The 12,420-nt window shown below is 59.7% G+C and carries 10 protein-coding genes; 3 read left to right on the forward strand and 7 right to left on the reverse strand.

Annotation, left to right across the window (positions count from 1 at the left end):
- Position 1 precedes the first annotated feature (1 nt).
- From FPZ52_RS16205 to FPZ52_RS16235, 7 genes are all read right to left on the reverse strand, one after another.
- Complete coding sequence (locus tag FPZ52_RS16205; RefSeq protein WP_146366645.1) at positions 2–3,433, reverse strand: indolepyruvate ferredoxin oxidoreductase family protein; 3,432 nt, start codon at positions 3,431–3,433, stop codon at positions 2–4.
- Complete coding sequence (locus FPZ52_RS16210; protein WP_146366646.1) at positions 3,430–4,491, reverse strand: Glu/Leu/Phe/Val dehydrogenase dimerization domain-containing protein; 1,062 nt, start codon at positions 4,489–4,491, stop codon at positions 3,430–3,432. Before FPZ52_RS16210 ends, FPZ52_RS16205 begins: the two co-directional genes overlap by 4 nt.
- Positions 4,492–4,618: 127 nt before the next feature.
- Positions 4,619–5,080 carry an Lrp/AsnC family transcriptional regulator gene (locus tag FPZ52_RS16215; protein WP_146366647.1) on the reverse strand — a complete coding sequence of 154 codons (462 nt, stop codon included), beginning with the start codon at positions 5,078–5,080 and terminating at the stop codon, positions 4,619–4,621.
- A 322-nt stretch (positions 5,081–5,402) separates the two neighbouring features.
- Positions 5,403–6,179: a MetQ/NlpA family ABC transporter substrate-binding protein gene (locus FPZ52_RS16220; protein WP_146366648.1), complete on the reverse strand. Its 777-nt coding sequence runs from the start codon at positions 6,177–6,179 to the stop codon at positions 5,403–5,405.
- Between the two features lie 32 nt (positions 6,180–6,211).
- Entirely contained in the window at positions 6,212–6,886 is a 675-nt protein-coding gene (locus FPZ52_RS16225; RefSeq protein ID WP_146366649.1) for a methionine ABC transporter permease, read from the reverse strand.
- Positions 6,876–7,943 (reverse strand): methionine ABC transporter ATP-binding protein, encoded by a 1,068-nt coding sequence (locus FPZ52_RS16230; RefSeq protein WP_146366650.1) that lies wholly within the window; start codon positions 7,941–7,943, stop codon positions 6,876–6,878. Before FPZ52_RS16230 ends, FPZ52_RS16225 begins: the two co-directional genes overlap by 11 nt.
- 123 nt (positions 7,944–8,066) lie before the next feature.
- On the reverse strand, positions 8,067–8,780 hold the full coding sequence (locus FPZ52_RS16235) for a helix-turn-helix transcriptional regulator (protein ID WP_240804498.1): 714 nt from the start codon (positions 8,778–8,780) through the stop codon (positions 8,067–8,069).
- A 187-nt stretch (positions 8,781–8,967) separates the two neighbouring features.
- Here FPZ52_RS16235 and speB point away from each other — a divergent pair, with 187 nt between their 5' ends.
- The 3 genes from speB (at position 8,968) to FPZ52_RS16250 (ending at position 12,400) form a co-directional block, all read left to right on the forward strand.
- Positions 8,968–9,942: an agmatinase gene (speB, locus tag FPZ52_RS16240; RefSeq protein ID WP_146366652.1), complete on the forward strand. Its 975-nt coding sequence runs from the start codon at positions 8,968–8,970 to the stop codon at positions 9,940–9,942.
- 357 nt (positions 9,943–10,299) lie between these two features.
- On the forward strand, positions 10,300–11,652 hold the full coding sequence (locus FPZ52_RS16245; protein ID WP_146366653.1) for a cytochrome P450: 1,353 nt from the start codon (positions 10,300–10,302) through the stop codon (positions 11,650–11,652).
- A 58-nt stretch (positions 11,653–11,710) separates the two neighbouring features.
- Entirely contained in the window at positions 11,711–12,400 is a 690-nt protein-coding gene (locus FPZ52_RS16250) for a hypothetical protein (protein WP_146366654.1), read from the forward strand.
- The last annotated feature ends 20 nt before the right edge of the window (positions 12,401–12,420 follow it).

Genomic DNA, 12,420 nt, shown 5'->3' on the forward strand with positions numbered 1-12,420 from the left:
ATCACGCGGCTTGTTCTATCTCGCTCGACTTGTCACGCATCGCCAATGCTCGTTCGATTGCCTTCGCCTTGACGGGTCCATAACCGCGGATTTGGTCGGGCCAGCTTAGCGCCACCGCAAGCGGTGCATCATCTGACCGACTTCCTGCTGCCAGCGCCTTCGCCAAGTCTTCTTCGTAGATCGCGATCAACCGCCGCTCCTGCCTACGCTCAGCCAAATAGCCAAAGGGATCGAACAGCGTGCCGCGCAGGAAGCGCAGGCGGGACAGAATTGGAAACATCCATCCCCCCATTCGCCGCTTCTTGGGACGCCCGGAGGCGTCCGAGCCATGCAAGATGGGCGGTGCCAGATTAAAGGACAGCTTGAACTCCCCGGTCATTGTCCTTTCTATTTCCTCGCGCCATTCGGCCTGACAAAACAGGCGGGCCACCTCGTATTCGTCCTTATAGGCCAGCAACTTGGCGTACTGTATGGCAACGACCCGGCGGGTTTTTGGCCCGATGCCGGCACTTTCCAGTCGTGCCAGCATATCCGTGTAGCGTTTCGCCAGCCCTGCATTTTGATAATCAGTAAGATGGTCAGCGCGATGGGCAGTAATTTCCTCCAGCGACATTTCGGCAAGCGAGGTTTCGCGTCGCTTCGGTCGCGCGCGCGCATGGACCATCGCCGGATCGATCATCAGCAGACGACCCCAGATCAGTGCATCCTGATTGGCCTGCACTGCGACACCGTTCAGTCGAATCGCCTGTTCGATCGCCTTCAATCCGACCGGGACCAGACCAGCCTGAACCGCATAGCCAAGCATCATTACATTGGCGAAAATCTCGTCGCCCATCAGCCCCACGGCCAACTCCGAGAAATCGTGAAAATGCGCGTCGGGCCGGACAGCACCACGCACGACCCGATCCACGCTTCGCGTCTTGAAGTCGAAATCGCGATGCCGAATGAAGTCGCTAACGGGAGTCAGTTTTGTATTGATTACCCCATAAGTGCGGTCCGGATCGCAAAGGGAATAGCCGTCCCGCGACGCCGCCACGACACTATCCGCCGCCAACAGTAGATCCGCACCTCCATTCACGATACGCGGCGCAGTCACGCGTCCGTCGGATCTTGAAATCCGGATATGCGATAGAACCGCCCCGCCCTTTTGCGCAAGTCCGGCCATGTCCAGAACCAGTGGCGTCTTGCCTTCAATATGTGCCGCCATGCCAAGGATCGCGCCGATGGTCAGGATACCCGTGCCACCCACGCCGGTCACCGCGATGTTCCAGGCCGCATCCAGAGATGGCTGCGTCGGCGAAGGCAGTTGGCTGTCATCGGGACTGTCGATCTTTTCCGGCTTCCGCATGTCACCACCATCCACTGTCACAAAGGATGGGCAGAACCCACGCATGCAGGAGAAATCCTTGTTGCAGGTGGATTGGTTGATTTCACGCTTGCGTCCAAAAGCCGTTTCACGCGGCTCGACCGCGATGCAGTTCGACTGATCTGCGCAGTCACCGCAGCCCTCGCAAATCCCCGGGTGGATAAAGACGCGTTTGGCCGGATCTGGCGCTTTACCGCGTTTGCGCCGCCTGCGCAGTTCTGCCGCACAGGTTTGTTCGTAGACAATGACGCTGACGCCTTCGACCTCTCGCGCTTCCAGCATCACCGCATCCATGTCGTCGCGATGCCGAATGATGACCCCCGGCGCGAGGTCCACCTTGCGGTAGGCCTCCGGCGCATCACTGACCAGCCAGATTTTCGATACGCGTTCATGATACATCTGATGCGTGATCTGCGCGGGTGACAATTCGCCATCGACGTGCTGTCCACCCGTCATCGCCACCGCGTCATTATAAAGGATCTTGTAGGTGATGTTCGCCCCGGCAGACACCGATTGGCGCACCGCAAGATGCCCGGAATGGAAATAGGTTCCGTCACCCAAATTCACGAAGCGATGCTTTTCGTCAGTGTAACGGCTTATCGCGGCCCAGGGCACGCCCTCCCCGCCCATATGAGTGATCGTTTCCGTGTTGCGATCCATCCACTGCACCATGTAGTGGCACCCGATCCCCGCCATCGCGTTCGACCCTTCCGGCACGCGGGTCGAGGTATTGTGCGGACACCCCGCACAATAGTGCGGCAGGCGGATGACAGGCGCTTCGTGCTTCGCGCCGATCTCATGGCGGCGTTCAAAATAATGCAATCGCTCAGCGATCCGATCATGCAGACCTTCGGGCAAGTTCAAATGCAGCAGGCGGTCGGCAATGGCACGCGCGATCCGGCCCACGGTGAAGCCCTGTGACAGCGGCAACACATGGCGGTCGCGGTCATCCATCTTGCCAACAATCCGGGGCCGCACATCCGCCCGCCAGTTGAAGAGCTGCTGCTTGATCTGGTTCTCGATGATCTCGCGGCGTTCCTCGACGATCAGGATCTCGTCCAGCCCCTCCGAAAAATGCCGGATACCTTCGGGTTCCAGCGGCCATGGCATCCGCACCTTGTAGAGCCTCAGACCAATAGCTTCGATTTCCGCCTTGCCGATGCCGAGATTGTAGAGCGCCTGCCTAACATCCTCGAACGCCTTGCCGGACGCGACGATCCCGAACCGCGCATTGGGCGTGTCGATCGTGATCTCGTCCACCTTGTTGGCGCGGGCAAAGGCGATCGCAGCATACCCTTTGTACTCCTGCAACCGGTCATCCTGCACCAGCGGCGGGTCGGGCCAGCGTAGATTCAGCCCACCCTCCGGCATCTCGAAATCCGTCGGCAGAACGAAACGGCGCTCCTCCTGCATCAAATCGATGGATGTGGCCGTTTCAACGGTGTCCGCGATCACCTTGAAGCCCACCCAGCACCCCGAATAACGTGACATGGCGATGCCGAGCAGCCCCATCTCCAGAAACTCCTGCACCGAAGACGGGTAAAGCATCGGCATCAGGGCAGAGATAAACGCATGATCGGACTGATGCGGGATCGAAGACGACTTGGCGGTATGATCATCTCCGGCAATCGCCAATACCCCGCCATGCCGTGCAGAGCCCGCCGCGTTCCCATGCTTGAACACGTCACCGGACCGGTCGACGCCCGGCCCCTTTCCATACCACACCCCCAGCACGCCATCCTTGGTGGCCCGTTTGGACAGCCCGACTTGCTGAGTGCCCCAAATCGCTGTCGCGGCGAGATCCTCGTTGACCCCGGGCTGAAAGGTGACATCGTGGCGGTCCAGATGTGCCTTGGCGGCCATCAGTTGCAGGTCATACCCGCCAAGCGGCGAGCCGCGGTAGCCGCAGACATAGGCCGCCGTATTCAGGCCCGCTGCATGATCAAGACGCATCTGCGTCATGGGCAGGCGCACCAGCGCCTGAATACCAGTCAGAAAGATTCGACCACTCGTCGCCGTGTATTTGTCATCGAGCGCGATCTCGGGAAAACTGACAGGGGCGTTCATGCTGTTTTCCTTTGCGTTCGGCTGGACAGGATCTCGGCAACCATGTCATTGGCGACTTCGGTCGGTGTCCGATGTTCACGATCTGCAATCGCCAAAATCTCCGCAAGCCGCCGCGAGATCGCTCTCAATCGGGCATTGCACCAATCATCGGAGTTTTCGCGCAGGATTTCTTTCGCCACGTTGACGATCCCACCCGCGTTTACGATGTAGTCGGGGCAATAAAGCACCCCGCGTTCCATCAGCACCGACGCCATATCAGGCACCGCAAGTTGATTGTTCGCCGCCCCACATATGACCGGCGCGGCAATCTGGTGCACCGTCTGATCATTCACCGTTCCGCCAAGCGCACACGGAGCAAACACATCGGCAGAAGCCTTGTGAATTTCTTCCGGCGGCACGACCCTCGCGTCCAGTTCCGCAGCCGCAAGCCTTGTCGCACCACGGTTCACATCCGCAACGATCAGATGCGCGCCTTCACGATGCAACATTCGGACCAAGGCCATTCCGACATGACCCAGTCCTTGCACAGCAATCGTCTTGCCTTTGAAATCCGGCGCGCCGAACCGCGCACTCAGCGCGACGCTCATACATTCGAATACCCCCATCGCAGTGACAGGCGACGGATCGCCGCTGGCAAACGGTCCATCCTGCAAGCCTGCTACATACGTCGTCTGGGAAGCCACTTCGCGCATGTCCTCCGGCGAAGTCCCCACATCTTCCGCCGTTATGTAGCGCCCGTTAAGCGCCTCGACGAACCGTCCGAACGCACGCATCAGTTCAGGAGTTCCGGCGGATGCCTCGTCGACACAGATGACAGCCTTGCCGCCCCCCAATGGAAGACCTGCAGCGGCATTCTTGTATGTCATGGCACGCGCCAGCCGCATCGCGTCCTGTCGCGCCGCGCGTTCACCGAGATAGGCCTTCATGCGGCACCCGCCGACCGCCGGGCCGAGCGCGGTCGAATGAATTGCAACAAACGCCAACAAACCCGTCTTGGCATCACTCCCGCGATAGACCCCCTCAAATTCGGGGTTCACATCCAGCCGTTCGATCAGCATCCACACCTCCCTCCTGTATAGAAACAGCATAGCGCGGATTGCGTAGCGACTTTCGCCTATCCGAAGCGCACACCTCGGAACTATCGGCGAATTTCGCCGACTGTGCGCCGGATTTTGGTGATTTTCGCTAATTCTCTGGAAGGCGTTGGCGATATATGAACCTGTTGATCGCGAATTGGGATCGAAGCGAGGCGATATGACTTTCATTCATCAGCCGATGCTGAAGGAAGTTTTCAAACCCTGCCACATCCGCCACATTTACAATCAGCAGGAAATCCTCATTTCCGGACGTCGTATAGGCCGCCACGACCTCGGGGAAGGTTTTGAGCTTTTCCTTGAAAGCGCCGAAGACTGCATTGTCCTTGTGGTCCAGGCGGATCGACACGAAAATCGTCACTGGGAATCCCGCCTTCGTGCGGTCGATTACCGCCCGGTAACCGGAGATGACGCCCGCCTCTTCCAGCAGTGACACGCGCCGCCTGCACGCCGTGGGCGACATGCCAACACGTTCGGCAAGTTCCGCGATCGTCATTCGACCGTCATCGGCCAGAAACCCCAGCAAACGTATGTCGGATCGGTCAAGCTGCATCCATCCCCCCCATTACGCAGCGTATTTATTCGCATGGCGTGTGGATGCGTCAATTCATTTGCGTCGCCTGACAATGGCACGGAACACGACCCGTTACATCCACAAGTTCGGCGCGCCTACGGTTATCAACGTCCACAATGCAGTATAGATCACAAAGATTGAGTGTTCAGAAAAGTTGGTGATGGGGCTGTGTTGCCGTTGATCCGTCTTGGGTGTGGCAGTGTCTGACAGTTGTAGAATGCCACCACCGGCAAGCAATTTCACGCTCGGACAGTACCGAAGGTGCCCCACCCCCGCTGACGCGGAAGTGAGGCAGCGGGCATTACCAGGACGTGATAACCGCGCCTTGGTATTTTTCGTCTATGAAGGCTTTCACTTCGTCGGTGTGGTAGGCGTCGATCAACGTCTGAACCCAAGGCTGCCCCTGATCACCATCGCGCACGACGATGATATTCACGTAGGGGCTGTCGGCTTTTTCCATGGCTATGGAATCGTCCTTGGGGCTCAGCCCGGACGCAATGGCATAGTTGGTGTTGATGATCGCGACGTCTGCATCAGCCAATGTGCGCGGCAGTTGGGCCGCGTCGAGTTCAAGGAATTTCAGATCCTTCGGGTTTTCGACGATGTCTAACGGGCTCGGGACGAGACCCGTTCCCTCGGCCAGCTTGATAATGCCCAGATCCTGCAACAGAAGCAGCGCACGCCCACCATTGGTCGGGTCATTTGGGATGGCGACCTGCGCACCATCGGTCAGATCATCCATCGAGGTGATCCTGTCCGAATAGATGCCCATCGGTGTGGTGATCGTCGTTGCGACAGGCACCAGCGCGAAACCACGGTCATTGATCTGGTTGTCGAGATAGGGCTGGTGCTGGAACGAGTTCGCCTCGATATCCCCATCGGCCAGCGCCTGGTTCGGCACGACATAGTCAGAGAACTCGACGACATCGATGTTCAAGCCCATCGGTTCCGCGACTTCAGCGACGACTTCCATGATCTCGGCATGCTCACCCGGAGACACGCCGACCTTGATGTCCTCTGCAGAGGCGGAGGCAGCGATCAGTGCCAGAACAGAAACGAGAGTTGTCTTGCGCAACATGAGAAATTCTCCTTTTCAGCAAGAATAGAGGGCTACTGCCCCCGATTTCGAGGCGCACGCTTGTCGACACGGGCGGCCAGCCGCTCGCCGGCAGATTGCACGAGTTGAACCAGCACGACCAAAATGACGACGACGGCGAGCATCACATCCGGCATAAAACGCTGGTATCCATAGCGAATCCCTAGATCGCCAAGCCCTTCGCCACCGACAGCCCCGACCATCGCCGAATAGCCGATCAGGCTGACGACAGCGAGCGTCAGGCCCAGCATGATGCCGGGCAATGCTTCAGGAATCAGCACCTTGCGGATGATCTGGAAGGGTGTCGCGCCCATCGCACGAGCCGCTTCGATCAACCCGCTGTCCACGTCGCGGATGGCGTTTTCGATCAGCCGCGCGATGAACGGGATCGCGGCGACGGTTAGCGGCACGATCGCAGCTGCTGTGCCGATCGATGTACCGACGATTGCCCGCGTGAACGGAATGATCGCGACCACCAGAATGATGAACGGCACCGACCTTGTGGCGTTGACCAAGAGCCCCAGTACGCGGTTCACCGTGGGCGCTGACAGCATCTCGCCCTTTTGCGAAGTTGCCAGAAAAACGCCCAACGGCAGGCCGAAGATGGTGCCGATGATGGACGACATCGCCACCATGTAGAGCGTCTGAAGCGTCGCCTCATAAAGAAGGCTGATGATATTAGCCGACATAGCCGAGCACCTCCGTCAACAGGCCGTGGCGTTCGAGGAAGGCGCGCGCCTCATCCGCTCGCAGCGCATCAACAGAGATCAGCAGATTGCCGAAAGGCTTATCGCTGATTTCCTCGATTGCACCCGCCAGAATATTCACCGACACGCCCAGATCCTTCGCAAGCAGCGCCAACATCGGGTCGGTCGCGTGCTGGCCCGTGAAGGTCACGCGGATGACCTGCTCACCACCACTGTCGAGGCGCTCCTCACGCAGGCGCCCCGCGATAAACGCCGGCAGGGTAACGCCAGTGATACCGCCCAGGAATGATCGTGTGGTCGGGTGCGACGGGCGCACGAACAGGTCATAGGTTGATCCCTCCTCGACGATCCGACCGGCGTCAATGACCGCCACTCGGGTCGCGATATCGCGCACGACGGCCATCTCATGGGTAATCAGCAGAACGGTCAGGCCTAGATCGCGATTGATGTCCTTCAGCAGCCCCAGCACAGTCTGCGTCGTCTCGGGGTCTAGCGCGGAAGTCGCCTCATCCGACAAAAGCACCTTGGGCTGGGTTGCCAAGGCCCGCGCGATCCCCACCCGTTGCTTCTGGCCGCCTGACAGTTCAGCCGGATAGCGTTGCGCGTGATCTTGCAGACCCACCCGCGCGATCAGATCCTGCACGCGCGACCGGATTGCGGATGACGCTACGCCCGCGATTTCCAAAGGCAATGCCACGTTGTCATAGACGGTGCGCGATGACAGCAGATTGAAATGCTGGAAGATCATGCCGACATCCCGCCGGATCGTCCGCAGCGCAGCACCGCGCGCCGTGCCGACATCCTGACCGCCGACCAACACCTGACCGGCGCTTGGTCGTTCCAGCCCGTTGACCATGCGCAGCATCGTGGACTTGCCCGCGCCGGACCGGCCGATGATCCCCGCGATCTCTCCGGGCTTTACATCGAAACTCACATCCTGAAGCGCGGCGAAGCTCTGCCCGCCCTTTTTGTCGAAAGTCTTGCTAACCTTGTCAAAACGGATCGAGGCGCCTTGCGCGGAAGGTTTTGGGCTGTCCATTATCCAAGCCTGATTGATGAAAGAGGTAATCGGCGCTTGCGCGGGCTTTATCTTTCGTCAGGTAGATGATGCAAGCAGTTTAGGGCACAGTCACCGCCAATACGCGCCTGCGACGCGGCGGAATCAACCCGTTGCGCCCCCTTCAGCCAGATACCGGGTAACGCGCGAGAAAAGCTCCGCCTGCGATGATATCCCCAGCTTGCTGTAGGCATGGCGACGGTGAACCTTCACCGTCCCTTCCGCAATCCCCAGCTGTGCCGCAGCAGATGGTGTGGAATGGCCAAGCAAGACCAGATGCAGAACCTCCGCCTCTCGCGGACTGAGAGCATCACCCGCGAAACCGGTCATCCGCTGTTCGAGCGGCAGGACCAACCCCTTTGTGCCGGGGTCGGCACTACCCGACCAGTGCCGCAACACGGCGGCGGAAATCGTTTGGAATGAACCGCTCAACGCCGCCAGCTCGTGATCATCGAAGACCGGACGTCGCGCGCCACGCGCCAGCGACATAATGATCCAGCGTGTATCACCGTTACGCAGAACGATCCCCAACTCGTCCTTGATACGAACCCGGCGATAGAATGTCCGGTAATATTCGGACCGAAAGAATGCCTTCGGTGCAAGGTCCAGAAGACGATACACGCCCGCCACCAACCCGTCACAGCACGCCAGATAGAACGGGTCGAGCAAATAAGGCCCGCTTTCGTAGAACGCCACATGGATTGCCGCCCTGACTTCATCAAGATCATGGAACAATGCATTCGGTCGGCCACCTGCCGCGAACTCCGTGACTACAAGAGAATCGAAATCGGCATGAAAAGACAGCGCCCCGCGCAGCACCTGCGGAAACGCTGGCTCCCCTATGGTTTCGATCAGTCTGGCAACGGCGGCGTCCCAGCTTTCGCCTGCCAGTCCTGTTGGCTGATGGGTCAGCGGCTATACTCCTATAGGCGTATGTCTTTCGCTGAGTTTACTCCGCCCGTGAAACGCGGTCAATTTGGCCCAAAGACCAACCACAGGCCCCCCAATGTCGACCGACTCAGCCGTCACACCCGTCGCCGGAGACCAGGCCTTCACCCGCCGCAACCCGCGCGGCACCGTTCCGGAAGCCTCCTATGCCGGGGCGCTTAGCTTCATGCGCCGCCGATACACGCGTGATCTGGCGGGGGTCGATGTAGCCGTGATGGGGGTTCCCTTCGATCTGGCTGTGTCTGACAGGTCTGGCACGCGGCTCGGCCCCCGCTCCGTGCGAGCCGCGTCCAGCCACATCGCATGGTCCAGCCCATGGCCATGGACCTTCGACCCGTTCGCCGAGATGACCGTCATCGATTATGGCGACTGCATGTTCGATCCGGGTCGGCCAGACAAGGTACCAGATGAAATCACCGCCGCTGCCGCCAAGGTTCTGGCACAGGGCACGACGCTTCTGTCCATCGGTGGAGATCACTTCATCACCTACCCGCTTCTGAAAGCCCATGCCGCCAAGCACGGGCCTCTAAGCGTCATCCAGTTCGACGCACATTCGGACACCTGGGCGGATGAACCCGGCCGGATCGACCACGGCACCATGATGTGGCATTCGGTGCGGGACGGGCTGGTGGACCCGTCCCGCTCCGTCCAGATCGGCATCCGCACGCATAACCCTGACCCGCTGGGCTTCAACATCATCGACGCTCGGGACGTACATAAAACGACACCCGAATCCATCGCCGCACAAGTCCGGCAAATCGTGAGGGATCAGCCGAGCTACCTCACCTTCGACATCGATGCGTTGGAACCGGCCGCTGCGCCCGGAACCGGCACGCCGGTGATCGGAGGCCTCAGCCCCTATCAGGCGCAAGAAATCCTGCGCGGGCTCGACGGGATCAACCTTGTCGGCATGGACATCGTCGAGGTCGCGCCCGCCTATGACGTGTCGGAGATCACCGCATTGGCAGCCGCGACAATCGCGAATGATCTGCTATGCCTTTACTGCACGCGCAAAATGCGTGGGGGGCGCTAACCAGGGCTTTTGACAAGCATCGCGACACTCTCGGCAACTCCCATCACGACCACGACGTGAGCTAGAATCCTGAGAGCGAATATCCCGAAGCGGACGATCCCGAAAAGACGCTTGCAGCGTCAAGCCGCGGGGTGAACCCGATCCGTCCTTTAACAGCACAAACGACCACCGACTTCTGAGGCCCAGAGACAAAGCCGGAGCGGATCCCATTCGGCGCGCAGGCTTCGAGCTGGTGGTCATGTCTGGCTCCGAACCGTCTGAGCGAGTACTAAACAAACCTTCCCGAAACCGCCACTATGCCCGTGCCCGGCAAAAGCGTCAGACGATTCGCCGCGCGGCATCCGCAATGGAGGCAAGATGACCCGCTTCGTTCCACCAACCGTTGAACCACCCGCCAAGGTTCTGGGTGTATGGAGCAGCCTGCGTGCCGTCCGCCGCAACGTCCTGAGCATCCTGCCCGCCATTTCCTACACCCAGCCGATCGTCACGGGAACAACCGGCCCGGCGCGCTGGCACATGGTGCAGGGGCCGGAAGCTATGCGCCAAGTGTTTCTGGACAATGCGCATAATTACCCGAAATCCGAAGTCATGATCCGCATGCTGAGGCCGGCCATCGGGTCCAGCCTGTTTACCTCGGAAGGGGCGGATTGGCGCTGGCAGCGCCGCGCCATTGCCCCTGTGTTTTCGGCACGCAATGTATCGACGCTGGCGCCGCTGATGACGCAAACCGCTGACCGCACGGCGCGACGTCTTTCGGACCAGCCCGGTCCTGTCGAGATCGTCGAACAGATGCTGTCCGCCACCTTCGACGTCATTTGCGACGTTGCGCTGTCGGGCCGTGAACATTTCGACGTAGACACCTACAGTGCCGCAATCACACGTTACTTTCTGACGGTCGGTCGCGCATCGCTTCTGGACTTTCTGGAAGTGCCACCGTGGTTTCCGCGACCGGGCGAATTGCTGGGGGCCTCGGCCGTCAGGACAATGCACCGCATGGTATCCCGCGCGATCGAGGCGCGCCGCGCCGAGACATGTCGAGACAGCGACGACCTCCTGGACTACATGCTGGATGCACATGACCCTGAAACCGGGCGGCGTATGGATGCCAGAGATTTACTACACAACATGCAGTTCTTTATCGTCGCGGGGCACGAAACGACGGCCTTGGCAATTTCATGGGGTTTGTACCTGTTGGCCAACGATCCTGACGCTCAATCGCGCGCAGCAACCGAAGCGCGCGACCTGATCGGACAACGCGCAGCAACCGCCGAAGACCTGGCCGCTCTGCCCCTGACCAAAGCCGCACTGGACGAGGCCATGCGACTTTATCCGCCCGTTGGTCTGCTTGCCCGAAATGTGCTCGCACCGGACACGCTCTATGGCCGCGACATCGGCACAGGCGAAACAGTTTTTCTGAATATCTACGCTTTGCACCGCCATCAGGACTACTGGGACGCACCCGAGATGTTCGACATCAATAGATTTTCGCCGGAAGCCAGAAAATCCCGCGACAAATACCTGTATCTGCCGTTCGGCGCGGGTCCGCGCGTGTGTGTCGGCGCGAATTTCGCGATGATGCAAGCTCAGATCATTCTGGCCACCCTGCTGGCGCGCTTCCATTTCGCGCCCTCTGGCCCTGCGCCGGAACCCGTCATGCACATGACCATTCGCCCCGAACCGGGGGTTACGCTGGCAGTGACGGAAAGGTGATCCTGTGACCGGTCGGGCTTGAGTGATGCCGTGCCAGGTTGCAGGTAGGAGGATCAAAATGGGTCTGGTTCTGCGTCAAACCATGGCTGTCGCATTGGCCGCAATGCTATTCGGTGCCACCGGTATCGTCCCGCTTTCTGCAGACACGCCACGCACCGGACTGATGTGGAACCGAAGTGGCTTGCCCGCCGCCTTCCCACTGCAGGTCAAGACACCGTCCGGGCAGAACTATTTCCTGGTCCTGCGCGACGCCGAGAATGACCGGCAGGCATTGGCGGCCTATATCAATGGTGGTGAATTTTTCAAAGTCCTCGTCCCTCCCGGCCGCTTCACTCTTCAATTTGCTATCGGCCAGGAATGGCAGGGTGAGGACACGTTGTTCGGACCGGACGCGCAGACCCGCTTTGTTGAACTGGGTCCGCCGCTGACTTTCAAGACCCGTGGTATAGGAACAAAGGCCGGGCATATCGTCGAAATCCTCAGGGCGGATCCAGAGAAACCCCTGCAAATTTCCATCAGGGAGCAGGCGATCTGCCAGACAGTGCTGCCGCCCGTTCCATCGCCCGATGCGCGTGATCTAGCCATTCCTTATGAATACACCCATCGGCCATCGACACGCCGAATCCGTCCTGTCGCTCGACCGAGCTTTGCGGATGATCCGCTCGCGGATCGCCCTGCCGATGCTGACCGCACTGCCTATCGCTATACCGCGCCGGGATATGAATTGTATTCGAACTATTGCGACTGATCTCCTACGCAACGCTTGAC

The organism is Qingshengfaniella alkalisoli, from assembly GCF_007855645.1.
Classification (GTDB): domain Bacteria; phylum Pseudomonadota; class Alphaproteobacteria; order Rhodobacterales; family Rhodobacteraceae; genus Qingshengfaniella; species Qingshengfaniella alkalisoli.